This is a genomic window from Lutibacter sp. (assembly GCF_033723435.1).
Taxonomy (GTDB): Bacteria; Bacteroidota; Bacteroidia; order Flavobacteriales; family Flavobacteriaceae; genus Lutibacter.
This window is the reverse complement of the sequence record NZ_JAWVXC010000004.1, coordinates 96,077-121,465: the sequence shown is the minus strand read 5'-3', so window position 1 is coordinate 121,465 and position 25,389 is coordinate 96,077. Positions and strand designations below refer to the sequence as shown.

Below are 25,389 nucleotides of genomic sequence, written 5' to 3'. Positions count from 1 at the left end.
AAAAATTAAGATAGATATTAATTATGTCTCATTACGAAGCACCTATTAGAGAACCATTAATTTATGGTGATAAAAAATACCACGACATTTCTGTTGATGTTGCGGCACCTGTAGAAGGGAAAGCCAATAAAAAATGGTGGATTGCATTTATTATTGCATTAATTGCATTTTTATATGGTTTGGGAGCAATACTATATACTATTGGAACTGGTATTGGAGTTTGGGGATTAAATAACCGTGTTAACTGGGCCTGGGATATTACCAATTTTGTTTGGTGGGTAGGTATTGGACATGCAGGAACCTTAATTTCAGCAGTACTATTATTATTTCGTCAAAAATGGAGAATGGGTATTAACCGTTCTGCAGAAGCAATGACAATTTTTGCCGTAGTACAAGCAGGATTATTTCCAATTATACATATGGGTAGAGTTTGGAATGCATTTTATGTATTACCAATTCCAAATAACTTTGGATCATTATGGGTAAACTTTAACTCACCATTATTATGGGATGTATTTGCAATTTCAACATATTTATCTGTGTCATTAGTATTTTGGTACACAGGATTATTGCCTGATTTTGCAATGTTAAGAGATAGAGCGGTAAGACCATTTCAAAAAAAGATATATAGTTTATTAAGTTTTGGTTGGTCAGGAAGATTAAAAGATTGGCAACGTTTTGAAGAAGTATCTTTAGTGTTAGCTGGTTTAGCTACTCCGTTAGTGTTATCAGTACACACAATTGTATCTATGGACTTTGCTACTTCAGTAATACCAGGATGGCATAGTACAATATTTCCTCCTTATTTTGTTGCAGGAGCAATTTTTTCAGGTTTTGCAATGGTACAAACCTTATTATTAATTATGAGGAAAGTATCTAACTTAGAATCATATATTACAAGAGTTCATATTGAAAACATGAATAAAGTAATTTTGGTAACAGGCGGAATAGTTTCTGTTGCATATATTACTGAGTTTTTTGTAGGATGGTATTCAGGAAGTAGTTATGAAGATTACACTTATTTGTCTGTTGGAGCTGCAACAGGACCTTATTGGTGGGCTTTTTGGGCACTTATTACGTGTAACTTTATTTTCCCACAAACACTTTGGTTTAAAAAATTAAGAACTAATTATATATGGTCTTTCATCATTTCAATAATTATTAATATTGGTATGTGGTTTGAAAGATTTGATATTATTGTTATCGATTTAAGTCGTGGGCATTTACCTTCATCTTGGACTATGTTCTCACCAACTTTTGTAGATATTGCAATTTTTATTGGAACTATTGGATTTTTCTTTGTGTTGTTTTTATTATATGCTAGAACTTTCCCAGTAATTGCCCAAGCAGAATTAAAGAGTATTTTAAAATCTTCAGGAGATAATTATAAAAAATTAAGAGAAGAAAATCATGAGTAACAAAACCATACAAGCCATTTTTGATGATGATGACGTGCTTTTAAAAGCCGTTAAAGGATTAAAAGATGCAAATTATGATATTGAAGAGGTATTTACACCTTTTCCTGTGCACGGATTAGAAAAAGCAGCAGGGTTAAAAAATACTCGAATTGCAATTGCTTCATTTATTTACGGAGTTATTGGTTTTTCTTTTGCTGTTTGGATGATGAATTATATGATGATAATGGATTGGCCACAAAATATTGGAGGAAAACCAAGTTTTAGTTTTCATGAAAATATGCCATCATTTGTGCCTATTATGTTTGAATTAACTGTATTTTTTGCAGCTCACTTAATGGTAATTACTTTTTATATGAGAAGTAAATTATGGCCATTTAAAAAAGCTGAAAATCCTGATGTTAGAACTACAGATGACCATTTTATGGTTGAAGTTTCTACAGAAGAAAATGTTGAAAAATTAGAGGAGTTCCTTAAAAATAATGGAGCTAAAGAAATAAAATTAAAAGCATAGCAAATAATGAAACGAATACTTAATATTATAGCAGTTTTGTTAATAGTTATTAGCGTAACTTCTTGCAATAATCATCGTAAACCTAAATTACGATATATGGCAGCAACGGATATGTACAATGCTGTTGGTTATGAAACCTATGCTACAAATCCGTTTTTCAAAAATGGAATTGAAGCTCAAAAACCAGTTGAAGGAACTATTTTTAGAGGAGAAGTTCCTTATGAAATTCCTAATACTAATGAAGGATATGAGTTAGCAAAAGCAACTTTAAAGTCTCCATTAGAAGTTAACGAAAAAAACTTAGCTAAAGGAAAAGCAATGTTTACCATTTATTGCGCTGTTTGTCATGGAGCAAAAGGGGATGGTCAAGGTGTTTTAGTAAAAAGAGAGAAATTTTTAGGAGTTCCTAATTATAAAGACAGACAAATTACGGAAGGAAGTATTTACCATGTTATTATGTATGGTAGAAATTTAATGGGATCACATGCTTCTCAGTTAACCTATAAAGAACGTTGGCAAATAGTTCAGTATGTTCAAAAATTAAGAGAAGATTCATTAAAGTAAAATAGTTACAAAAGAAAGAAAATTAAAATATGTATACTTTTTCAAATAAATTAAAAATTAGTGCAATCATATTTATGGTTTTGGGTGCATTGGGTATTGGTTACGGTTTTTTAACTACACCAAATAATGTTGACGAAGTAAAAGAAATGATGCAACATGAAAATACTCATGAAAATCATTCTGCTGCTGAAAATACATCCTCAATTGAGTTAAAAGGGGAAGCCCATGATAGCGCATCAGCTAATGAAAGTACGAAAGATGCTCATTTCACTCATGCATTACATGCTTTGCAAAATCGTCCTTATACAGCTGTGTTTATTGCAATGTTTTTCTTTTTCATGATAGCTTTAGGAACTTTAGCTTTTTATGCTATTCAATATGCATCTCAAGCAGGTTGGTCTATAGTATTATTTAGAGTAATGGAAGGAATTACTGCATATTTATTGCCAGGATCATTATTTATTTTAGCCTTTTTAATTCTTATGGCTGCAAATGGTCATCATTATTTTGTTTGGATGAACCCTGATTTTTATAATGTTTCAAGCGAACATTATGATGAAATTTTAGTTTCAAAAAGTTGGTGGTTAAATATTCCATTCTGGATGATTAGAACTTTTATTTATTTGTTAGGTTGGAATTTTTATCGATATTATTCTAGAAAAAACTCATTAGCTCAAGATACAGCATCTGATTTAAGTGCTTATAAAAAGAATTTTAAAGCATCAGTTTTCTTTTTAATATTTTTTATTGTTACCGAATCCATGATGTCTTGGGATTGGTTAATGTCTTTAACTCCACATTGGCAAAGTACCTTATTTGGATGGTATGTTTTTGCAACAATGTTTGTTTCTGGTATAACCGTAATTGCTATGGTAACTATTTATTTAAGAGCAAAAGGATTTTTACCTAAAGTAAATGATAGCCATTTACATGATTTAGCAAAATTTATGTTTGGGTTTAGTATATTTTGGACTTACTTATGGTTTTCTCAATTTATGCTAATTTGGTATGCAAATATGCCAGAAGAAACAGCTTATTTTCAACCTAGACTTTTAGGCCCATACCAACTTTTATTTATAGGAATGCTTATTTCAAACTTTGTATTTCCATTATTAGTTTTAATGAATAGTGATTACAAACGTATTCCTTGGTTTATAATTGCAACAGGTATTATTATTTTATTAGGACATTATGTAGATGTTTTTGTAATAATTTCACCTGCTACTGTAGGAAATCATTGGCATGTTGGTATTCCTGAAATTTCATCAATTTTGTTCTTTTTAGGAGTATTTATTTATGTGGTATTTTCAGCGCTTGCGAAAAAATCGTTAGAGATAAACAAAAACCCATTTTTAAAAGAAAGTGAACATTATCATTATTAATATTAACTCATAAATCGAGTCCTGAGTAATAATTATTCAGGATTTTTTTTATATTTGACGCTACTATAAAAACTAACTAAAAAAATGACAGCATTACTTTATGTTTTATTGGCAATAGTTATTTGTATTGCTATATGGCAAATTGCAAGTATATTTAATTTAAAAAGCACAATAGCAACCGAGAGAGATAATAACACTCAAGGAATATTATTTGCTTTATTTGGGGTATTTTTCTATGGATTAATGATATTTTCCTTTGTGAAATACTCTGTAACTTTATTACCTGATTCTGCTTCAGTTGAAGGAGAAAGTTACGATACTTTATTTGCAATTACAATGGTATTAATCTTAATTGTACAAGCAATTACTCAGTTTTTACTATTTTATTTCGCATATAAATACAGAGGAATTAAAGGAAGAAAGGCTCTGTTTTATGCAGATAGTTCTAAGCTTGAAGCTATTTGGACAATTATTCCTGCAGTAGTATTATCAGGATTGGTATTATACGGGCTTTCAGTTTGGCAAGATGTTATGGATTCATCTGGCGCAAAAGATCCTTTAATAGTTGAAGTGTATGCTAAACAATTTCAATGGCAAGCTCGTTACGCTGGAGCTGACAATGAATTAGGACGTGCAAATGTTCGAAACATTAAAGGTATTAACACTATGGGTGTTGATATGACCGATAAAAATGCACAAGATGATATTCCTACTAGAGAATTACATTTACCTAAAGGAAGAAAAGTAATTTTTAAATTTAGATCACAAGATGTTTTACACTCTGCATTTATGCCTCATTTTAGAGCTCAAATGAACTGTGTTCCAGGTATGGTAACTTCATTTTCATACACTCCAAATATTACAACCAAAGAAATGCGATTAAATAAAAAAACGATTGCTAAAGTAGATGGCATAAATAAAATTAGAGCTGAAAAAGGAGAAGATCCATATCAATTTGACTATTTACTACTTTGTAATAAAATATGTGGAGCATCTCACTACAATATGCAAATGAAAATTATTGTTGAAACACCTTCTGAATTTAATGCTTGGTTAAAACAACAAAAAACTATGAGCCAGATTATCAAATAATATACTACACTACTAAAAAAATAAAATATGTCAAATCATCATCATAAAGAAACATTTATAACAAAATACGTTTTTAGTACTGATCATAAAATGATTTCTAAGCAGTATTTAATTACTGGGATTTTTATGGGAATTATAGGGGTATTTATGTCTATGTTGTTTCGTTTACAAATTGCTTGGCCAGAAAAATCATTTGGAATTTTTGAAGCATTTTTAGGTCACCATCAAGATGGAGGTGTAATGTCTCCAGATATATATTTAGCATTAGTAACCATACATGGTACTATTATGGTATTTTTTGTATTGACAGCTGGTTTAAGCGGAACCTTTAGTAACTTACTTATTCCATTACAAATTGGAGCTAGAGATATGGCTTCTGGATTTTTAAATATGGTTTCCTATTGGTTATTCTTTTTGTCTAGTGTAATTATGGTTAGCTCTTTATTTGTAGAAGCAGGTCCTGCTGCTGCAGGTTGGACTATTTATCCTCCTTTAAGTGCATTACCACAGGCAATTCCAGGCTCTGGAATGGGAATGACATTATGGTTAATTTCTATGGCGATTTTTATAGCTTCTTCATTGTTAGGAGCTTTAAATTACATTGTTACTGTATTAAATTTGAGAACAGTAGGAATGAAAATGACAAGATTACCATTAACTATTTGGGCATTTTTTGTAACTGCTATTATTGGTGTTGTATCTTTTCCTGTATTATTATCTGCAGCTTTACTATTAATTTTTGATAGAAGTTTTGGAACGTCATTTTACTTATCTGATATTTTTATTCAAGGTGAAGTTTTACATTATCAAGGTGGTTCACCCGTTTTATTTGAACATTTATTTTGGTTTTTAGGACACCCAGAAGTTTATATAGTTTTATTACCAGCTTTAGGAATTACTTCTGAAATTATTTCTACAAATTCAAGAAAACCAATTTTTGGTTATAGAGCAATGATAGGTTCAATTATTGCAATTGCCTTTTTGTCAACTATAGTTTGGGGACATCATATGTTTGTTTCAGGAATGAATCCATTTTTAGGTTCAGTATTTACATTTACAACATTATTAATTGCAATTCCATCAGCAGTTAAGGCATTTAATTATATTACAACACTTTGGAAAGGTAATTTGCAAATGAATCCTGCAATGCTATTTTCTATTGGATTAGTATCTACTTTTATTTCAGGAGGATTAACAGGTCTTGTTTTAGGAGATAGTGCTTTAGATATCAATGTTCATGATACCTACTTTGTAATTGCTCACTTTCACTTAGTTATGGGTGTTTCTGCAATATACGGTATGTTTGCTGGTATTTATCATTGGTTCCCTAAAATGTATGGTAGAATGATGAATAAAACCTTAGGATATTGGCATTTTTGGATTACTGCAGTTGCAGCCTATGGTGTGTTTTTCCCAATGCACTTTCTTGGTTTAGCAGGATTACCTAGACGATATTATTCAAATACAGCATTTCCTTTATTTGATGATTTATCTGATGTAAACAAGGTGATAACTATATTTGCCATTTTAGGAGGACTTGCACAATTAATATTCTTAGCAAACTTCTTTATTAGCATTTATAAAGGTAAAAAAGCAAGTCAAAATCCTTGGCACTCTAACACACTTGAATGGACAACTCCTGTTGAACATGTTCACGGAAACTGGCCTGGAGAATTACCTACAGTTTATAGATGGTCTTACGATTATAGTAAACCAGGACTTCCTGAAGATTTTGTACCGCAAAATACACCTCTTTTTGAAGGAGAAGAAGAATCGTAAAAAATATTTAACTTATTATATTTACAAAACCTTTCTAAATTTAGAAAGGTTTTTTTATTTCTGCTATCTTTGTTTTTATGAATGAAAATTTAAATCCTGATAAAAGTAATTTTACTTCCGAAGAATTTGATATTGAAAAGAAGTTACGTCCGTTAAGTTTTGATGATTTTACTGGGCAAGAACAAATTTTGGAGAATTTAAAAATTTTTGTTCAAGCAGCTAACCAAAGAGATGAGGCATTAGATCACACATTGTTTCATGGACCACCAGGATTAGGGAAAACAACTTTAGCACACATTCTTTCCAATGAATTAAGGGTTGGATTAAAAATTACATCTGGACCTGTAATTGATAAACCAGGAGATTTAGCAGGTTTGTTAACTAGTTTAAGTGAACGAGATGTATTGTTTATTGATGAAATTCATCGTTTAAGTCCAATTGTTGAAGAGTATTTATATTCGGCAATGGAGGATTACAGGATTGATATCATGATTGAATCAGGTCCAAATGCTCGAACGGTTCAAATAGATTTAGAGCCATTTACTTTAATTGGAGCAACAACTCGTTCAGGGTTGTTAACTGCACCAATGAGAGCTCGTTTTGGAATTAGTAGCAGATTACATTATTATAATACGGAACTACTTACTACCATAGTTCAAAGAAGTGCTCATATATTAAGAGTACCAATTTCTATGGAAGCAGCTATTGAAATTGCAGGGAGAAGTAGAGGAACTCCAAGGATTGCAAATGCACTTTTAAGAAGAGTTCGTGATTTTGCTCAAATAAAAGGAGATGGTAGCATTACCATTAAAATTGCCAAGTATGCGCTTAATGCTTTAAATGTAGATGCTCATGGCTTAGACGAAATGGACAATAAAATTTTGACTACTATAATTGATAAATTCAAAGGAGGACCAGTTGGAATTACTACTATTGCGACAGCAGTAGGGGAAAATACAGAAACTATTGAAGAAGTTTATGAGCCTTTTTTAATTCAAGAAGGATTTATAATGAGAACGCCAAGAGGAAGAGAAGTAACAGCTTTAGCTTATAAACATTTAGGTAAAACAAAAACTAACTCTCAAAACGAGCTATTTTAATTTTAGTGATCTACATCACAATATGAAAAAATGTTCGTAGTACTTTTGTTTTAAACTTTACTACTTAGAACTGATATGACTTTAAAACAAATTTTACCTTTTTTAACATGGTTACCAATGGTAAGGCAAACATGGAAAGATGACTTAATTGCAGGATTAACAGGAACTATTATTGTTATACCACAAGCTGTAGCTTTTGCAATGATAGCAGGAATGCCCCCTGTTTATGGATTTTATACAGCAATGTTAACACCAGTAATTGCAGCTCTTTATGGCTCATCAAACCACTTAGTTTCTGGGCCAACAACAACTAGTTCTATTGTTCTGTATTCCATAATTAGTAAACATGTAAACCCTACTAATGATATTGAGGCATTTGTTTCACTTGCAATTTTATTATCATTTATGGCTGGGGTTATTAAGCTTATTATGGGAATAGCTAGAATGGGAAAATTAGTAAATTTTGTTTCTAACTCTGTAATTATTGGATTTTCTGCAGGAGCAGGAGTTTTAATAGCATTTAAACAATTAAAGCATATTTTTGGAATTAATGTACCTCAAGGAAGTTCTTTTTCAAATATTATTGAATTTATTGCTTTTCATATATCAGAAATAAATTGGTATGTATTTGCAGTAGCTATAGGTACTTTAGCTTTAGCATTAATAATTAGAAAAGTTAAAAAGATTTCTAGATTATATATGTTATTCGCCATGATATTTGGAAGTTTATTAGCAACCTGGTTAGGAGGAGGATTACACGGTATTGAAACTGTAGGAGATATCCCTTCAAATTTACCACCATTTAAAATGCCTGATTTTAATTATCAAAATATGCGAATGTTAAATTCAGGAGCATTAATATTAGCTACTTTAGGTTTAGTTGAGGTAGCTGCAATATCACGATCTATTTCTTTACATACGCATCAAAAAGTAGATCTTAATCAAGAATTTGTCTCTCAAGGAATATCCAATTTGGTTTCTAGCTTTTTTTCATGTTATACAAGTTCAAGTTCGTTTACAAGATCAAGTATAAATTATCAATCTGGAGCTAAAACAAGGTTTTCAGCATTTGTTTCATCATTTGGATTAATGTTTGTAATGTTATTTTTTGCAAAATATGCAGCTTATTTACCAAAGGCAGCTATGGGAGGTATTATTTTATTAGTTGGATATAATTTAATAGATTTTAAACATATTAAAGGCATTTTTAAAAGTAGTGGACGCGAACTAATTGTTTTTAGTGCTACTTTTTTAGGAACTTTGTTTTTAGATCTTCAGCAAGCATTAGTTATTGGTATATTTTTCTCATTATTTTTCTATTTAGAAAAAACTTCAAAGCCACATATTGCAGTTTTAGGGTTAAATAAATCAAACCGATTTGTAAATATAATTAGAGATAAAAGTGTTAAACAATGTCCACAGTTAAATATTATTCGTGTGGATGGTTCTCTGTATTTTGGTTCTGTTGAATCTATTTCAAATTATTTTTCAGATTTATATGATAATAGTGATGAAAAGCACTTACTTGTTATAGCTGATGGAATTAATTTTATTGATTTAGCTAGCGCAGAGTGGTTAACAAATGAAGTAAAAAAATGGGAATCTACAAATCGAATTATTTATTTTAGCGGAATGAAATTAGTTAGTCAAAATGTACTAATAAAAGGTGGTTTTTTTGATGAAATAGGAAGTGATCATTTTTATAAAGATAAAAAAAATGCTATTCAAGCAGTTTATCAAAAATTAGATAAAAATATATGTGAAACTTGCGAAGTAAAAGCCTTTTTTGAATGTACCGAAAACTAATATAGTATATAAATTCAAAATAAACTTTTCTTATTAAATGAAATTAGCAAACGTATTTCCATTTTTAGATTGGTTATCTATTTATAAAAAGTCGTGGTTAAAAGGCGATATTTCTGCTGGATTAACCGTTGGAGTTATGCTAATTCCTCAAGGTATTGCCTACGCAATGATTGCTGGTTTACCTCCAATATATGGTCTTTATACTGCAATGATACCACAAGTTGCTTATGCAATTTTTGGTACATCTAGGCAATTGGCTGTTGGACCTTCAGCCATGGATTCTTTAATTGTTGCATCAGGTATTGGAGCTATTGCAACCGTTGGATCGGAACATTTTATTGCATTAGCTATACTTTTAGCATTATTAATAGGTTTAATACAATTGGCTTTTGGTTTATTTAGATTGGGATTTATAGTCAATTTTTTATCAAAACCTGTAATTAGTGGCTTTACATCTGCAGCTGCATTAATTATTGGTTTTAATCAAATAAAGCATTTATTTGGAGTTGATATAAGTAGAAATCATCAATTACAATATTTAGTTTTTGACGCTATTGAACAACTAAAAAATATTAATTATCCTACTTTTTTTATTGGGATAACTTCTATTTTAATAATAGTTTTATTAAAGAGATATTTTAAAAAAATACCTGCAGCTTTAGTAGTTGTTATTTTAGGAGTTTTAGTGGTAAAAATCTTTAATTTACATCAATATGGAGTTAAAATAGTAGGAAATATACCAAAAGGATTACCTAATTTTAACATACAACAGTTTAACTTAGCAACAATACATGAGCTTGGACCACTTGCATTAACCCTTGCATTAATAGCTTTTATGGAAGCAATATCGGTTGCAAAAGCTATAGAATCTAAGCATATGAATTATAAAGTGAAAGCAAATAAAGAGTTAATAGCTTTAGGTTTAGGAAACATTGTAGGATCACTTTTTCAAAGTTATCCTTCAACAGGAGGATTTGGTCGAACAGCTGTGAATAATCAAAGCGGAGCAAACACTCCTTTTGCAGCTATAATTTCAGCAATAGTTGTTGCTTTAACATTATTATTTTTAACGCCACTATTTTATTATTTACCTAAAGCAGTTTTAGGCGCAATTATTATGGTTGCAGTTTTTAGTTTATTGGACTTTAAAGTTCCCTATCAGTTATGGAAATATACCAAAAGAGATTTAATAATTTTAAACGTTACTTTATTGGTTACAGCAACCATTGGAATTAAAGAAGGGATTATTACAGGAGTTCTTTTTTCTTTAATTATGTTAATTTACAAATCTACAAAACCACATGTTGCAATTTTAGGAAATGTGCCGAATACATATTTATATCGAAATATTAAAAGGTTTGACAATTTAATTGTACTTAAAGACGTTTTAATAATTAGATTCGATGCTCAACTTCACTTTGCAAATACAACTTATTTTAAAGATACTATTTATAGTGAAGCTAGAAAAAAAGGGAAAAAATTAAAAATTATTGTAATTGATGGTGAAAGTTTAAATAATTTAGATAGTAGTGGTGTTTATGCTTTAGAAGAAGTATTAAAATATTTTAAAGAAAAGAAAATTAAACTATATTTTACAGGGTTAAAAGGACCAGTTAGAGATACCATTTATAAATCTAATATTATAAAAGATATTGGTCAAGAATATTGCTTTATGAGTATTCAAGAAGCAATTGATTATTATCAAGAAAAAACCAAAACTGACAACAAAAAAAAATACACCCATCAACGAAATGTTTAACTAGGTGATTTACATCACAATAAGTAATCTGTAATTTATTATTTTGGAGCAATTTAATTAACTATTAAAAAATCAGAAGATGAAAGTAGAACAATTATTTACTGGCTGCTTAGCGGAAATGGCCTATTATATTCATTCAAATGGTGAAGCCGCAATTATAGATCCACTAAGAGAAACTGCACCATATATAGAAATGGCTAAAGCCGATGGTGTAAAAATTAAGTATGTCTTTTTAACCCATTTTCATGCCGATTTTGTATCGGGTCAGGTAGATTTGGCTAAAAAAACAGGAGCAACTATAGTTTTTGGTCCAAATGCTAACCCAGCATATGAAATTCATCAAGGAAAAGATGGAGAAGAGTTTAAAATTGGAGATTTAACCTTAAAGTTATTACATACTCCAGGTCATACAATGGAATCATCCTCTTATTTACTTATTGATAAAGATGGAAATAAACCTTATGTGTTTACAGGAGATTGTTTATTTATTGGAGATGTTGGAAGACCAGATTTAGCTGTTAAATCTGATTTAACACAGGCAGATTTAGCAGGTCATTTATTTGATTCATTAAGAAATAAAATAATGACACTACCAGATGATATAATTGTATATCCAAATCACGGAGCAGGTTCAGCATGTGGTAAAAATATGAGTTCAGAAACTTTTGATACTTTAGGAAATCAAAAGAAAACAAATTATGCTTTAAGAGCTGATATGACTAAAGAGGAATTTATTAAAGAAGTTACTACTGGTTTAAAACAACCACCTCAATATTTTCCTAATAATGTTAGAATGAATAAAGGTATTAACACTAGTATTGATGAAGTTCTAAAAAAAGGTACTACACCAATTGATGCAGATACTTTTAAAGAAATGAGTGAACAAAAAGATATTTTAGTTATAGATACACGCTCTAAAGAAGATTATACGGAAGAAGGAACTGTTCCAGGAGCTTGGTTTATTGGTGTTGATGGCAGTTTTGCTCCTTGGGTTGGAACTTTAATTAAAGATATCAATCAAAAAATTATTTTTATAGCAGAAGGAGATAGAGAACAAGAAGTTGTTACACGTTTTTCTCGTGTAGGTTATGATAATATTTTAGGCTTTTTAAGAGGAGGAATGCATTCTTGGAAAGCTGCAGGTCATGAAATTTCAAAAATTGGTTCGATGTCTGCAATTCAATTTGCAAATAGATTGAAAGAAGGAAGTTTGGAAGTTCCTTTAGATGTTAGAAAAGAATCAGAATATTTGTCAGAACATGTTGTTGGGGTTGGTAATTTCCCATTAGATTTTATTCATGAAAATTTTGCTGAAATAAAGCCTGATAAAGAATACTTTTTACATTGTGCAAGCGGTTATAGATCGTTAATTGCAGCTTCTATTTTTCAAGCAAATGGAGTTAGTAATGTTACCGATATAAGAGGTGGATTTAATGATATTAAAGATAGTGGTGTTGAACTTACAGACTATGTGTGTCCAACTACATTATTATAAAACAACAATATTTTTTTAAAATTAATAGGGAGTTTTTTAACTCCCTATTTTTGTTTATAGTAACTTTGGTTACTGCTTAAATTTAATCGAAAAATTATATTTGTAAAAAATCAAAAACAAAATTAAATGAAAACATTAATTAAAACGGTATTAACTGTACTAGTAGTTAGCTTTATTAGCTTGAGTTGTAAAAATAATCAAGCTAATAAAATAAATAATTCAAGTACTGTTTCCTCAAAAGTATCTAATAGCGATACACAAGCAATTAAAGATAAAATAACTGTTTTATCTCCTTCAGAATTTAAAGAAAAATCACAAAATAACCCTATCATTGATGTAAGAACACCAATGGAATTTAGCCAAGGTTATATTAAAGGTGCAAAAAACATTAATTTTTTTGATTCAGATTTTGCAAAACAAATAAACTCTTTTGATAAAAGTAAACCTATTTATGTATACTGTAAAACAGGACATAGATCAGAGATTGCCTCAGAAAAAATGGTTCAACTTGGTTTTAAAGAAGTTTATGACTTAAAAGGAGGAATTATTAATTGGGTTAGAAATAATAATAAAATTGAAAAATAAATTTAAACATATAATTTTTAGTCTTTTTCTAGTAGCAATAACGATTTCTTGTAATAAATCGTTAACCCCTAAAGAAAAAGAAGCCTACCTTGTTAAAGGGAAGGAGATTTCTAAAGAATCTTTTAAAACATTAAGCGGTAAATTAAAAGAACAATTACAAAAAGGAGGAGTAGTTCATGCTATTCCTTTTTGTAATAGTGAAGCACTTCCAATAACTAAAGAATTATCAAAGAAGTTTAATGTTTCAATAAAAAGAACTTCAAATAAAATTAGAAATATAAAAAATAATTCTACAGCTAGAGAATTAGAAGTAGTAGAAAAATTCATAACTTTAAAAGAAAATAATAAAGAGTTAGCTCCTATAGTTGAAGTAGGTAAAAATGATAAAATACATTTTTATGCCCCAATTATTATGAAAAACAATTGCTTAGTCTGTCATGGAACAGTTGGGCAAGAAATATCTGTAAAAAATGATTCAATAATAAAATTATTATACCCAAATGATAAAGCAACAAATTATAAAGAAGGTGATGTTAGAGGAATTTGGAGCATAACATTTGATAAATAGATAAAAAATGGCAAAAGTAGTAGTTTTAGGGGCGGGGATTTCTGGTCACACGGCGGTTTCTTATTTGAGTAAATCACTTAAAAAAAACCATGAAGTAGTTATGGTTTCTCCAAATAGTAACTTTCAATGGATACCATCTAATATTTGGGTTGGAGTTGGTTTAATGACTCCAGATCAAGTTAAGTTTAAATTAGCGCCAGTTTATAAAAAAATGGGTGTTAATTATAAACAAGCAATGGCAGTTTCTATTCACCCAGAAGGTGATTCTGAAAACGATAAAGGATTTGTAAAAATTAAATATGTTTCAGAAGAAGAAAAAGGCAAAGAAGAGATTGTATCGTATGATTATTTAATTAATGCTACAGGGCCAAAACTAAATTTTGATGCTACAGAAGGGTTAGGACCAAATAAATTTACACAATCTGTTTGTACTTATGATCATGCCGAGCATGCTTGGAGCAAATTTCAAGAATCTCTTGCTAAAATGGAGAAAGGAGAAAAACAGACTTTTGTAGTAGGAACAGGTCATGCTTTGGCTACTTGCCAAGGAGCAGCGTTTGAATACATTTTAAATATTGCTTTTGAAATTAGAAAGCGAAAATTAATGCACTTAGCTGATTTATGGTGGATTAGTAACGAATATGAATTAGGTGATTTTGGTATGGGGGGAGCTTATGTTAAAAGAAATGGTTATGTAACTCCAACTAAAATTTTTACAGAATCTATTTTAAAAGAATATGGAATAAATTGGATTAAGCGTGCAGGAGTTCAAAAAGTTGAAAAAGGAATTATTCATTATGAAAATTTAGACGGACAATTTTTAACTCGAAGTTTTGATTTTGCCATGTTAATTCCTGGTTTTACAGGTGCAGGAATGAAAGCTTTCAATAAAAAAAATGAAGATATTACTTCTGAGGTTTTTGTAGCAAATGGCATGATGAAAGTAGATGCAGATTATACTCCAAAACCATATGAAGAATGGAGTGCTAAAGATTGGCCATCAACGTATCAAAGTCAAAAATATGATAATGTTTATGCAGCTGGTATTGCTTTTGCACCACCACACGGAATGTCAAAACCAATGCAAAGTCCAAATGGAACAAAAATTTTTCCAACGCCTCCTAGAACAGGAATGCCATCTGGAGTAATAGGTAAAATTGTTGCACAGAATATTATTCATGCTGTAAAAACTGGCAAAATGGAACATAAACATAAAGCATCTATGGCTAAAATGGGAGCTGCTTGCATTGTTTCTGCCGGATATGGAATGTTTAAAGGCCAGGCAGCTGTTATGACTGTAAACCCAATTGTACCAGATTGGGAAAAATATCCTAAATGGGGAAGAAATATTAAAGATACGGTTGGTGTTGTTGGTACCGCCGGACATTGGATGAAATTGTTTATGCACTATATGTTTTTGTATAAAGCAAAAGCAAAACCATTTTGGTGGTTAATTCCAGAATAAAACATTAAAAAAATAATTATGAGTAAAAATATCGATAAAACAATTCCATACAGCAACAATTCATTTGCTACAGAGCCTACAAGAATGGTAAAATTTTTAAGAGTATGTTTCTTATATCAAGTTTATAACTTTTTTAAATTAAATTTAAAAGTTATGAGAATTGTAGTTGGAGGACATTCATAAATAAAAGAAACTCACCTAAAATTAAAGGTAAAATAAGTTAAAAACTACATTTTACTTAATAAAATTTTAATCTAACACTTTAAAGTGATTTCAATCACCTTAAGGTGTTTTTTTTATTGTAATTTTTTCGCCTAAAAACTTATTAACTAATAATTTAAATAAATAATGTCAAAACATTTTCAAATTCTCGTTATTGGAGGAGGAACAGCTGGAATAATGGTCTCTTCCATGTTAAAACGAAAAGACGCTTCATTAAAAATAGGGTTATTAGACCCTGCAAAAAAACATTATTATCAACCAGCATGGACTTTAGTTGGTGCTAACACCTATGATTTTGAAAAAACAGGAAGAGAAATGGATTCATTAATTCCTAAAGGTGTAGAGCATATTAAAGAATTTGCAGAAAAATTTGATCCAGATAATAATAAAGTAATCACCAAAGATGGAAATGAATATACTTATGATTATTTGGTTGTAGCACCCGGCTTAAAAATAGCACCAGATTTAGTAGAAGGTTTATCTGAAGCTATGGACAAAGGTGTGGTTTGTAGTAATTACACAAACCCTAATCATACTTGGGAAGTGCTTAAAAACTTTAAAGGAGGTACAGCGTTGTTTACACAACCTGCAACTCCAATAAAATGTGGAGGAGCACCTCAAAAAATTATGTATTTAGCAGATGAATATTTTAAAAAATCTGGAGTTAGAGATAAAACAGATATAGTTTTTGCAATGCCAGGAAATGTAATTTTTGCCGTTAAAAAAGTAGCGAAAACATTAATGGAAGTAATTGATAAAAAAGATATTAATGTTCGTTTTTATCACAAATTAGTTAAAGTAGATGCTAAGGAGCAAATTGCTTGGTATGAAATTTTAAAAGAATCGGATGATGGTAATGATTGTGTGGTAATTAAAGCTAAGGAAGGTGATGTAGTTGATGCAGAAATTCAATATAATTATAAAGATGTAAAAGCCATAGAAAAAGATGGTTTAGTAGGAATTCATTTTGATATGATGCATTTGGCTCCACCACAGCAAGCACCAGATTTTATTAGAAACTCTCCTTTAGCAAAAGAATCCGGATGGCTTTCTGTAGATTCAGGTACTATGCAACATACTAAATATAGTAATGTGTTTGGTATTGGTGATGTTTGTGAATTGCCAACTGCAAAAACAGGCGCAGCAATTAGAAAGCAAACACCAGTAGTTGTTGGAAATATTTTACATTTAATTTCTGAAAACAAATTAGGAAATAAAACATATAATGGATATTCATCTTGTCCATTAGTAACAGGTTATGGAAAAATGGTTTTAGCCGAATTTGATTATTCAAAAGAATTTAAACCAGATCCAAAACTAAAAGAATTTCCATTAATGATTAGTGATTCTTCAAAAGAACATTGGAGATTATGGATTTTGAAAAAATATTTATTACCATATATATATTGGAATAAAATGATGAAAGGAATTGAAGTATAAAAAAAACCGAGGCTTTGCCTCGGTTTTTTTTTATTTAAAATTTTAAAGTTACTCCAACTAAAAAGTTTCTAGTAGCTTGAGGATAATAACCAGCTCCGTCTAAAGTTGTAGTTGTACCGGGTGTAGACCAAGTATCATCATACGTATAATAATATCCGTTTGAAATATATTTAGTATTAAAAATATTATTAATTAAAGCCGTAAAAATTATCGATTTTATTATTTTTTTAGGTTTAATTTCATAGGTAGCATTTAAATCGTTTACAAAATAGCTGTCTAATTTTGAATTTTTATTATCAATATTTCCCATATATTGTTCTCCTACATATTTTGAAAGTAATGCAATTTGTATTGCAGAATTAGGATGATAAGCTAAAGCGTTTCCAGCAACTACATTTGGAGAAAAGGAGATATTTGTTTTTCCTAAATTTACTAAAGATCCATTCCAAGAAGTTACAAAGTCAATATTTTTATTTGAACTTATAGCAATATTTGGTTGCCAGCTAAATTGCTTACTTATATTAATTTTTCCATCAAATTCAACTCCTAATCTATAACTTTTTCCGCTTGTTCCTCGTATAAAATCACCAGTATCATCTATAGCACCTGTTAATACTAATTGATTTTTATAACGCATATAATAAATATTAGTATTTAACGCCATGTCCTTTGATTTATATCGCCATCCTAGTTCAAAATCGGTTAAATTTTCAGCAGTATTTACACCGTTTTTAAAATCACTTCGATTAGGTTCTTTAGTGGCTTTTGCAACTGAAAAATAGATACTATTATTTTTTGAAGCATTAAATGTTAGTCCTGCTTTAGGATTAAAAAACGAATAATTTTTATCTACATTAATAGGATTCCTATCTGATGTAATTCCATTAGTTTTAAAACCTACAAAACGACCTTGTAAATCAGTGAACAAAATCCATTGGTTATTTAATTTATAAGTGATTTTTCCAAAAATATTAGCATCATTTTTTTTGGTATTACTATCATAATAATGATCTCTGATTTTTGAATTACTTGCATATTGCGCCCAAATTATTTCGCCAAAATGATCTCCATTATAATGGCTAACAGAGGTTCCAAAAATTAATTCTAAAGAATTATTTTTATACGTAGCATTTGCATTAGCAACATAAAAATCGTTTACTAACCAACGTCTTCTAATTAAATTGGTTTGATTAATAGTTTCTCCGCCAATTGTAATTGGCGTTAAATTATAATCTGAGAAGTTTTCATCATTTTTATATTGTTCATAATAACCTTTTCCATGCGTATAATTTAATGCAATATTGGTACTCCAGTTTTGGGAAAGTTTTTGGTTCCAAAGTAATTGATTGTGATCTTGTTGGTAGTTATCTATTTCATTATCATAAGTGTATGGATTATAGGTTCTTCCTAATGTTTCCATTTCTTCTTTAGTTACTCCATACCAAGCTTGATACGTTTTTTCTTTTCCTCCAAATGCTAAGGCTTTTATTAAAGTATTTTCATCTACATAAGCAGCTTGTAAAAAGTACGATTTTAGGTGTGAAAAAGCTCTGTCAATATAACCGTCAGAATCTATTTTAGAAACTCTTCCTGCAAATTCAATATGGTTATTTATTTTTCCAGTACTAAATTTTACAGTATTTTTTGAGGTGTTATATGAACCTATTGAGCTACTAATTTCTCCAAATGGATTTTCAGAAATAGCATCTGTTAGCAGATTTAAACTTGCACCAAACGCACCTGATCCATTTGTTGAAGTTCCTACACCTCTTTGTAATTGCATGCTTTGTGTTGAAGAAGCAAAATCTGGTAAATCTACCCAATATGTTCCTTGACTTTCAGCATCATTATACGGAATTCCGTTAATAGTTACATTAACTCTGGTTGCGTCACTTCCTCTAACTCTTATTCCAGTATACCCAACTCCTGCACCAGCATCGGAAGTAGTAACTACCGAAGGTAAATAATTTAAAAGAACAGGAATATCCTGACCTAAATTTCGCTTTTCCAAAACTTCTTTAGTTACATTGCTATGTGTTACTGGAGAGGATCCTTTTACTCGGACAGCAGCTACTAATACTTCATTTAAATTCACAAAACTATCCGACATGTTAATGGAAATAGTTTTATTTCTAGTTAAGTTAATAGTTACTTCTTTTGGTTGGCTAATAGCACTTATTACTAAAGTATAAGTTCCTTTTTTTAATTGAAATTTAAAATTCCCTTTTAAATCAGAGGTTGTTCCGTTAGAAGTTCCTTTAATTAAAATACTTGCTCCAGATAAAGGTTGATTTCCATCCACAATTTTTCCAGATAAAGTAAAAGTGTTTTGTGCATTTGCGTTAAAAGTAAATGCAAGAATTAAAAAAGCTACTAATAACTTCACTTTTTTAAAATTTGTTTTTAAAAATAGTTTCATTTAAAATAAAATAAAACGATTTAAAAAGAGGTAATTAATCGATGTTTAACGTAAAATTTGCTCAAATATTAATCGATTTTGAGCAATCCCTTAACAGCATTATCTGTTCAGGTTCAATGGGTTTAATCTCAGCCTATAAAGCACCCCTTTTGAGATACTGCAAATTTAGCAATAATTTTATTTAAAAACTTTAAAAATGTTATTTAACTTTTACATTTATTTATGTAACATTTAATTCATAAAACAATGATATATATTAGTATTAAAGCCTAGCTAATAAATTATCTTTGTTTTTTAATTTTAAAGTACATTTCTTTTGAAAACTGTTACCTCAAAAATGGTTTTGACAGATGCTTCTAGGATTATGACAGAAGCATTAGTGCAATCAGGTGCTGATGTGTTTATAGGATACCCCATAACACCTTCCAATTTATTTTATGCTTATTCTAAAGAGCGATTTCCTGAATTTTTAGCAGGGCCAGATGAAATTTCTGTTTTACAATGGATGTGTGGTTATTCGGCTGCAGGAAAAATTCCTGTTACAGCAACGTCTTTTCCAGGTTTAGCCTTAATGACTGAAACGCTTAATATGGCTTATATGATGGAATTGCCAATGGTGCTTGTAATTGTCCAAAGGTTAGGTCCAAGTACAGGTTCTGCAACTACAGGAGCTCAAGGTGATTTAAAATTCTTAGATGGTATAATTTCAGGAGGTCTTCCATTACCAATATTCTCTCCTTCTGATTTTAAAGATTCTTGGAATTTGGCAAATGAAGCTGTTAAAACAGCTGTTGAACTTCGCACCCCAGTAATTTTGCTTACTTCAAAAGAAATGGTAATGACTCAAAAAGGGTTTGATATAAACTTATTAAAAACCTTAAATAGAGTAAACAATCCTATAAAAAACTTTGAGCCTCCATATCAACCGTATAAAGCAGGTGAAGATATGGTTCCTCCTTTTGTGCCATTGGGAAATGAAGAATTACAAGCGCGTTTTAATGCTTCTACTCATGATAATGATGGATTAATTAGAAAAGGAACTCCTGAAAGTTTAGCAAATACTTGGCGTTTACGTGAAAAACTAGAAAAACGAATAGATGAATTCTTTTTTTATGAGTTAGATGCTGAGGTTGGAGCTACTAATTTAGTTGTAAGCTGGGGAATAACATCAGATGCATCAAGAGATGCAGTTCAAGCCATTAGAAAAAAAGGAAATAAAATTTCGTTATTGATAGTGAAAACGATATTGCCAATTTCTTCAAAAATTTATGAAATTATAGATTCGTATGAAAAAGTATTATTTGCTGAAGAAAATATGACAGGTTTATATAAAGAGATGATTTTTGGTAAACGAAATAATTCAAAAGTTAAAACGGCTACAAAATTTGGCGGTATGTTAACACCGTCTGAAATTGAAAAAATGCTATTTAATTAGAACAAAATTATGGAAACATCAGATAAAATATTAACTAAAGCTAAAATGCCTTTTTGCCCAGGCTGTGGCCATGGGGTTTGTGTTAGAAGTACTTCAAAAGCACTAGAAAATTTAGGATATGGTTCTAAAGATGTAGTGATGGTAAGTGATATTGGATGTTCTGGTTTAGTAGATCCTTTATTTGCAACCCATACAATTCATGGTTTACATGGCCGTTCACCAGCTTTAGGGCTTGGGGTTACGTTAGGTTTAGATAATCCTAATAAAAAAGTAATTGTTATTCAAGGTGATGGAGGAGCTACAATAGGTTTACAACATATTTTGGAAGCTTCAAGAAGAAATGTAGATATGACTTTAATTGTACTGAATAATTTGTTGTATGGTATGACTGGCGGACAAATGAGTGGCTTATCAACCAATAATTTTAAACAATTTAAGCATAGTGATGATAATGCGGAACCTTATGATATTGTAAATTTAGCACATCAGGCTGGAGCAGCTTTTAGTGTTAGGGTTAATGATATTTCAAATTTTGAAAAAATTCTAAAAGAAGCTATTGAGAAACCAGGATTTTCATTAGTAGAATTATCTAGTTTGTGTACTTCACACGGAATGAAAAAAATTTCTGAACTGAAAAACTATATTGTAGAGGAAGAAAAATTCACAAATAATCGTCCAGTTGGAGTTAGTTTAAGAAGAAATACTGTTAATTTGTTTGACCGAGCTAAGATTTTAATACCTCAATTTAATTCAAATATTTCAGAAACTATAGGTGTTGTAATTGCAGGTTCTGCAGGTGGAGGTATACAATCTGCAGCAAAAATGTTAGCTCAAGCTGGAATTTTATCTGGATTGTATGCAACTATGAAAGGAGAATATCCAATTACGGTTGGAACTGGGTTTTCAGTTGCTGAAGTAATTTTATCTAAAAAACCAATTCATTTTACGGGATTAGAAAATCCAAGTATTGTTTTAGCGGTAACGGAGGATGGGTGGAATAAAGTTAAGAACAGAATTTCAAGTACTTCTAAAGTTTTAACAGATTCTAAAATTAATTCAGAAGAAAGTTATTCTACTAAAGAATTTTTAAAAGAAGGAGGGAAAAAAGGTGCCGCATTATGTGCAGTTTCTTATTGGATTAATGAATCGAGGGTGTTTCCTATAGAAGCTTTGTTAAAGGTAGTTGAAGGTAGTAAATATGAAGAATCTTTGCGAAGTGCTATAAAAAGTGCAGAGAATTTATAATTAGAGAATAATCAAATTTTTATAATTCGGGTTTTTTTCGGAAAGCTTTTTTATAGGCATGTTTTTTCTTTTTTTCCAATCTTTTTTGGATACTACTTTTAGTTGGCTTAGAAGGTTTTCTTTTTTTAGGAATTAGTAATCCTTTAGATATAATTTCTAAAAAACGTTTTATAACAATTTCTTTATTTTTATGCTGACTTCTGCTTTCGTCACATTTTAAAATTAGTTGATTTTCTTTTGTGAGTTTTGTGTTTAAATTTTTAAAGAGTAAATTTTTTTCTTCTTCATTAAATTCTTTTGAGTTTAATAAATCAAAAATTAGTTCAATTTTAGAAGAAACTTTATTTACGTGTTGTCCACCAGCACCACTGCTTCTAACTGCTTTAAAAGTAAGTTCTTTTATAAGATTTTCAACATTCATTAGAGTTGCTGGTTAGTATTATCATTACTTTGTTGATGTAGAAAATGTAAATCTAAATCGGTTAAATTATCAGAAAATCGTTGTAAATTTTCTTTTGATTTTAAGATTTCATCAATTTTAGCAACAGCAGTTTCAAACCTTGTTTTTTTATCTCCTTTCAATAAAATATAAGGGCGATTGTATTTTTTTAATGCATTCTCAAAGGCATTAAACATTTCTAAGCGTTGTTCGGGTCTATCTCTTAAATCATCGGCTTCCCAAGGCGTATCAATATAAGTAAGTAAATACAAATCATAAGTGTTTGCAATGGCTGCTTTTTCTAATTTTTCATTTACTAACCCGCCATAATATTCTTCAGAGTAAACTTTGGTTTCTAATAAATCCGTATCACAAATTAAAATTCTATCGGCTTTTTTAGCCAATTCATTTTCTAATTTCATTTGTCCATATGCAATAGGAACTAAGTCGGAATTTTCACAGGTTTTACGTTCATTATTCCATTTATTTTGTAAGTATTCTCTTGCGTATTCAGGAGCCCAAACAGTATTGTAATGTCGAGCTAAATGTTTAGATAAAGTAGTTTTACCTGTGCTTTCAGGCCCAAATAAAACTACTTTAATAATGTTTATGTTGTCTTGTTTAAGAGTTTTCTCCATGAAAAATATCCTTGTATGGCTAAAATTAAAAATATGGTATACTGAATACCTGTAAATCCGTATCCTTTAACAAAGTATAAAGGAATTGAAACAATATTGCCAGCAATCCAAAGTGTCCAATTTTCTAGCTTTTTATTAGCCATTAACCACATTCCAGCAAAAAATATTCCAGTGGTAAAGGTATCTAAAAATGGTGTAATTTTTCTAAAATCGGACAATTTACCTGAAAACATATTTGTTAATGCATAGTTTACGCTTTCAGTAAAATTTAAATTATTAGGCATTACATTAAAGTGTCGATAAACGATAATTACAAAAATGGAAGTGAATATAAAAATACCAGTAGTTTTAATTTTATCCATTTTAGTAGTTCTTGTAATAGGAATATGTTTATTGTTGTCCATAACTCTACTCCACATATACCATCCATAAATGCTCATAATAGTGTAATAAATATTGATGATTAAATCACCATAAAGATTCCATCTTGAGAGTAAATAAACATATATAGCTGTACTTATTATTCCTGTTGGGAAAACTAAAATATTTTCCTTTTTTGCGTAAAAAACACTAATTACACCAAATAACGCAGCAATAAATTCCAAAATTATATTTAACGTTGTTGCGGATTGATAAGGATCTGTAAAAAAATCTATTAATTGATTCATAATATATTGTTTTCAAATGCATTACCAATAACCACTATATCTGCTCCGCTATTAAATGCTGTTTGAATTTGTTGTTTTGTTTTAATTCCTCCTCCAACTATTAAAGGAACCGTTATTTCTTTTTTTACGTTAGCTATTAAACTTGATTTTACTGGAGTTTTGGCTCCACTACCAGCTTCTAAATATATTAACTTTTTTCCTTTATATTCGCCTGCAACTGCTGTGTTTACAGCTAATTCAATATTATTTTGAGAAATAGGAGTAGTGTTACTTACTTTTAAAACAGATGATTTTACTCCACCATCAATTAAAATATATCCTGTAGGTATAATTTCTAACGTTGTATTTTTTAAAAAAGGAACCGCTTTAATTTGTTGTTCAATTAAATACTCTGGATTTCTTCCTGAGAGTAATGATAAAAAAAGAATGCCATCGGCATAATTAGTTATTTGTGAATAATCTCCAGGAAATAACACAATTGGTATTGTAGTGTTATCTTTTAATTTTTTAACAAAATTTTCTGTTGCCCCATTTTTAACAAAGCTACCACCAACAAAAATTAAATTAGCTTCTAGTTTTTTAATTCTTTTAATAATACCAGGAATTTCTAATGGTGAAGTTTTATCAGGGTCTAATAAAATTACTAATAATTTTTTCCCTTTTTGAGTTGCATCTTGTATAAAATTTAAAATTGAATTATCCATTATTTAAATTTTCAAGTGCGTAAACTAATGTAAAATTTTCTAGCTGTTGAAAATGAATGTTGTATTTTTTATCCCAGTTTTTTATTTTAATATAGCCAGTGGTTTTTTTATCGGCAATTTGAAAAGAGCAAATATCAATGTCGTTTTTAAAAGTTAAACCACCATAAGGATAAATTTTGTAAAGAGACTCTTTAGCGCCCCAAATAACCGTTAATTGCTCAATATAATCATCATCTTTATGAATAAATCCACGTTCAAAATTCACAAATTTATTTTGAATAATTTTGATTTTTTCTCTGTTTTTTTCAATATCAATCCCCACTTCTAAATCGCTAATAATTATTGCAGAAAAAGTATAAGAATGTGAAATGGAAATATGCTTTCCGTCTTTTAAATGAGGTTTCCCATTTCCGTTGTAATATAAATCACTATCGGTATAACCTGCTTTTTTTAATAAATGCCTAACACTTAAAAATCCACGCTGGTGTAATTCCGATTTCATAGATTGTAATCTATTTAAACTATATTCCGTTAAGGTTATATCTTTTAATAATACATTAAAAGATTCCTCTATTTTCCAAATATAAATAGAAGTGCTATTGTTAGGTATAATTGTTTTATATAAAGGCATTTAGTTTTTCAAAGGTATTTTGTA

Annotated in this window: 23 protein-coding genes and 1 riboswitch; of the genes, 17 read left to right on the top strand and 6 right to left on the bottom strand. The window is 29.8% G+C overall.

What is annotated here, in order from left to right:
- Positions 1 to 20: 20 nt before the first annotated feature.
- The 15 genes from nrfD (at position 21) to R3342_RS07740 (ending at position 17,186) form a co-directional block, all read left to right on the top strand.
- Entirely contained in the window at positions 21 to 1,418 is a 1,398-nt protein-coding gene (gene nrfD, locus R3342_RS07810; protein ID WP_318939620.1) for an NrfD/PsrC family molybdoenzyme membrane anchor subunit, read from the top strand.
- The gene (locus R3342_RS07805) at positions 1,411 to 1,929 is read left to right on the top strand and encodes a DUF3341 domain-containing protein (protein WP_318939467.1); all 519 of its coding nucleotides are present in this window, start codon (positions 1,411 to 1,413) and stop codon (positions 1,927 to 1,929) included. Before nrfD ends, R3342_RS07805 begins: the two co-directional genes overlap by 8 nt.
- Before the next feature lie 6 nt (positions 1,930 to 1,935).
- Complete coding sequence (locus tag R3342_RS07800; protein WP_318939466.1) at positions 1,936 to 2,493, top strand: cytochrome c; 558 nt, start codon at positions 1,936 to 1,938, stop codon at positions 2,491 to 2,493.
- A 29-nt stretch (positions 2,494 to 2,522) separates the two neighbouring features.
- Complete coding sequence (locus R3342_RS07795) at positions 2,523 to 3,875, top strand: quinol:cytochrome C oxidoreductase (protein WP_318939465.1); 1,353 nt, start codon at positions 2,523 to 2,525, stop codon at positions 3,873 to 3,875.
- Between the two features lie 84 nt (positions 3,876 to 3,959).
- Entirely contained in the window at positions 3,960 to 4,967 is a 1,008-nt protein-coding gene (locus R3342_RS07790; protein ID WP_318939464.1) for a cytochrome c oxidase subunit II, read from the top strand.
- Positions 4,968 to 4,994: 27 nt separating this feature from the next.
- The gene (locus R3342_RS07785) at positions 4,995 to 6,746 is read left to right on the top strand and encodes a cbb3-type cytochrome c oxidase subunit I (RefSeq protein WP_318939463.1); all 1,752 of its coding nucleotides are present in this window, start codon (positions 4,995 to 4,997) and stop codon (positions 6,744 to 6,746) included.
- A gap of 77 nt (positions 6,747 to 6,823) precedes the next feature.
- On the top strand, positions 6,824 to 7,846 hold the full coding sequence (gene ruvB, locus R3342_RS07780) for a Holliday junction branch migration DNA helicase RuvB (protein ID WP_318939462.1): 1,023 nt from the start codon (positions 6,824 to 6,826) through the stop codon (positions 7,844 to 7,846).
- A gap of 75 nt (positions 7,847 to 7,921) precedes the next feature.
- Entirely contained in the window at positions 7,922 to 9,652 is a 1,731-nt protein-coding gene (locus tag R3342_RS07775; RefSeq protein WP_318939461.1) for a SulP family inorganic anion transporter, read from the top strand.
- Positions 9,653 to 9,689: 37 nt separating this feature from the next.
- Complete coding sequence (locus R3342_RS07770) at positions 9,690 to 11,411, top strand: sulfate permease (protein ID WP_318939460.1); 1,722 nt, start codon at positions 9,690 to 9,692, stop codon at positions 11,409 to 11,411.
- A gap of 79 nt (positions 11,412 to 11,490) precedes the next feature.
- Positions 11,491 to 12,906, top strand: coding sequence for an MBL fold metallo-hydrolase (locus R3342_RS07765; protein ID WP_318939459.1), 1,416 nt, complete (start codon positions 11,491 to 11,493; stop codon positions 12,904 to 12,906).
- Between the two features lie 126 nt (positions 12,907 to 13,032).
- Positions 13,033 to 13,491 carry a rhodanese-like domain-containing protein gene (locus R3342_RS07760; protein ID WP_318939458.1) on the top strand — a complete coding sequence of 153 codons (459 nt, stop codon included), beginning with the start codon at positions 13,033 to 13,035 and terminating at the stop codon, positions 13,489 to 13,491.
- Positions 13,481 to 14,059 (top strand): DUF3365 domain-containing protein, encoded by a 579-nt coding sequence (locus tag R3342_RS07755; protein ID WP_318939457.1) that lies wholly within the window; start codon positions 13,481 to 13,483, stop codon positions 14,057 to 14,059. Before R3342_RS07760 ends, R3342_RS07755 begins: the two co-directional genes overlap by 11 nt.
- A gap of 7 nt (positions 14,060 to 14,066) precedes the next feature.
- The gene (locus tag R3342_RS07750; RefSeq protein WP_318939456.1) at positions 14,067 to 15,524 is read left to right on the top strand and encodes an NAD(P)/FAD-dependent oxidoreductase; all 1,458 of its coding nucleotides are present in this window, start codon (positions 14,067 to 14,069) and stop codon (positions 15,522 to 15,524) included.
- Positions 15,525 to 15,542: 18 nt separating this feature from the next.
- Positions 15,543 to 15,707: a hypothetical protein gene (locus R3342_RS07745; protein WP_318939455.1), complete on the top strand. Its 165-nt coding sequence runs from the start codon at positions 15,543 to 15,545 to the stop codon at positions 15,705 to 15,707.
- Positions 15,708 to 15,872: 165 nt separating this feature from the next.
- On the top strand, positions 15,873 to 17,186 hold the full coding sequence (locus R3342_RS07740; protein ID WP_318939454.1) for an FAD/NAD(P)-binding oxidoreductase: 1,314 nt from the start codon (positions 15,873 to 15,875) through the stop codon (positions 17,184 to 17,186).
- A gap of 34 nt (positions 17,187 to 17,220) precedes the next feature.
- Here the strand turns inward: R3342_RS07740 and R3342_RS07735 are convergent, their stop codons facing one another.
- Positions 17,221 to 19,572, bottom strand: coding sequence for a TonB-dependent receptor (locus R3342_RS07735; protein WP_413468703.1), 2,352 nt, complete (start codon positions 19,570 to 19,572; stop codon positions 17,221 to 17,223).
- Positions 19,573 to 19,675: 103 nt separating this feature from the next.
- Positions 19,676 to 19,763, bottom strand: a riboswitch (TPP riboswitch).
- Positions 19,764 to 19,921: 158 nt separating this feature from the next.
- Between R3342_RS07735 and R3342_RS07730 the strand changes: the two genes are divergently transcribed.
- Together R3342_RS07730 and R3342_RS07725 are read left to right on the top strand one after the other, a co-directional pair.
- Positions 19,922 to 21,040 (top strand): hypothetical protein, encoded by a 1,119-nt coding sequence (locus R3342_RS07730; protein ID WP_318939452.1) that lies wholly within the window; start codon positions 19,922 to 19,924, stop codon positions 21,038 to 21,040.
- A 9-nt stretch (positions 21,041 to 21,049) separates the two neighbouring features.
- Entirely contained in the window at positions 21,050 to 22,285 is a 1,236-nt protein-coding gene (locus R3342_RS07725) for a thiamine pyrophosphate-dependent enzyme (protein WP_318939451.1), read from the top strand.
- Positions 22,286 to 22,304: 19 nt separating this feature from the next.
- Here R3342_RS07725 and arfB read toward each other — a convergent pair whose 3' ends face one another.
- Genes arfB through R3342_RS07700 form a run of 5 tightly spaced genes read right to left on the bottom strand, consistent with a single transcriptional unit; the run spans position 22,305 to position 25,365 of the window.
- Positions 22,305 to 22,706 carry an alternative ribosome rescue aminoacyl-tRNA hydrolase ArfB gene (arfB, locus tag R3342_RS07720; RefSeq protein ID WP_318939450.1) on the bottom strand — a complete coding sequence of 134 codons (402 nt, stop codon included), beginning with the start codon at positions 22,704 to 22,706 and terminating at the stop codon, positions 22,305 to 22,307.
- Positions 22,706 to 23,362: an ATP-binding protein gene (locus R3342_RS07715; protein WP_318939449.1), complete on the bottom strand. Its 657-nt coding sequence runs from the start codon at positions 23,360 to 23,362 to the stop codon at positions 22,706 to 22,708. The genes arfB and R3342_RS07715 overlap by 1 nt, the downstream gene beginning before the upstream one ends.
- Positions 23,332 to 24,030 (bottom strand): nicotinamide riboside transporter PnuC, encoded by a 699-nt coding sequence (pnuC, locus tag R3342_RS07710; RefSeq protein ID WP_318939448.1) that lies wholly within the window; start codon positions 24,028 to 24,030, stop codon positions 23,332 to 23,334. The genes R3342_RS07715 and pnuC overlap by 31 nt, the downstream gene beginning before the upstream one ends.
- A complete protein-coding gene (locus tag R3342_RS07705; RefSeq protein ID WP_318939447.1) occupies positions 24,027 to 24,734 on the bottom strand; it encodes a geranylgeranylglyceryl/heptaprenylglyceryl phosphate synthase in 708 nt (235 codons plus the stop codon). Before R3342_RS07705 ends, pnuC begins: the two co-directional genes overlap by 4 nt.
- Positions 24,727 to 25,365, bottom strand: a complete 639-nt coding sequence (locus R3342_RS07700; RefSeq protein ID WP_318939446.1) for a 4'-phosphopantetheinyl transferase family protein — start codon at positions 25,363 to 25,365, stop codon at positions 24,727 to 24,729. Before R3342_RS07700 ends, R3342_RS07705 begins: the two co-directional genes overlap by 8 nt.
- Positions 25,366 to 25,389: the final 24 nt, after the last annotated feature.

Excerpts from the sequence above, each read along its gene's own strand:
- R3342_RS07805 (WP_318939467.1), top strand. The coding sequence starts at position 1,411 with ATGAGTAACAAAACCATACAAGCCATTTTTGATGATGATGACGTGCTT.
- R3342_RS07800 (WP_318939466.1), top strand. The coding sequence starts at position 1,936 with ATGAAACGAATACTTAATATTATAGCAGTTTTGTTAATAGTTATTAGC.
- R3342_RS07795 (WP_318939465.1), top strand. The coding sequence starts at position 2,523 with ATGTATACTTTTTCAAATAAATTAAAAATTAGTGCAATCATATTTATG.
- R3342_RS07790 (WP_318939464.1), top strand. The coding sequence starts at position 3,960 with ATGACAGCATTACTTTATGTTTTATTGGCAATAGTTATTTGTATTGCT.
- R3342_RS07785 (WP_318939463.1), top strand. The coding sequence starts at position 4,995 with ATGTCAAATCATCATCATAAAGAAACATTTATAACAAAATACGTTTTT.
- ruvB (WP_318939462.1), top strand. The coding sequence starts at position 6,824 with ATGAATGAAAATTTAAATCCTGATAAAAGTAATTTTACTTCCGAAGAA.
- R3342_RS07775 (WP_318939461.1), top strand. The coding sequence starts at position 7,922 with ATGACTTTAAAACAAATTTTACCTTTTTTAACATGGTTACCAATGGTA.
- R3342_RS07770 (WP_318939460.1), top strand. The coding sequence starts at position 9,690 with ATGAAATTAGCAAACGTATTTCCATTTTTAGATTGGTTATCTATTTAT.
- R3342_RS07765 (WP_318939459.1), top strand. The coding sequence starts at position 11,491 with ATGAAAGTAGAACAATTATTTACTGGCTGCTTAGCGGAAATGGCCTAT.
- R3342_RS07760 (WP_318939458.1), top strand. The coding sequence starts at position 13,033 with ATGAAAACATTAATTAAAACGGTATTAACTGTACTAGTAGTTAGCTTT.
- R3342_RS07750 (WP_318939456.1), top strand. The coding sequence starts at position 14,067 with ATGGCAAAAGTAGTAGTTTTAGGGGCGGGGATTTCTGGTCACACGGCG.
- R3342_RS07745 (WP_318939455.1), top strand. The coding sequence starts at position 15,543 with ATGAGTAAAAATATCGATAAAACAATTCCATACAGCAACAATTCATTT.
- R3342_RS07740 (WP_318939454.1), top strand. The coding sequence starts at position 15,873 with ATGTCAAAACATTTTCAAATTCTCGTTATTGGAGGAGGAACAGCTGGA.
- R3342_RS07725 (WP_318939451.1), top strand. The coding sequence starts at position 21,050 with ATGGAAACATCAGATAAAATATTAACTAAAGCTAAAATGCCTTTTTGC.
- arfB (WP_318939450.1), bottom strand. The coding sequence starts at position 22,706 with ATGAATGTTGAAAATCTTATAAAAGAACTTACTTTTAAAGCAGTTAGA.
- R3342_RS07715 (WP_318939449.1), bottom strand. The coding sequence starts at position 23,362 with ATGGAGAAAACTCTTAAACAAGACAACATAAACATTATTAAAGTAGTT.
- pnuC (WP_318939448.1), bottom strand. The coding sequence starts at position 24,030 with ATGAATCAATTAATAGATTTTTTTACAGATCCTTATCAATCCGCAACA.
- R3342_RS07705 (WP_318939447.1), bottom strand. The coding sequence starts at position 24,734 with ATGGATAATTCAATTTTAAATTTTATACAAGATGCAACTCAAAAAGGG.
- R3342_RS07700 (WP_318939446.1), bottom strand. The coding sequence starts at position 25,365 with ATGCCTTTATATAAAACAATTATACCTAACAATAGCACTTCTATTTAT.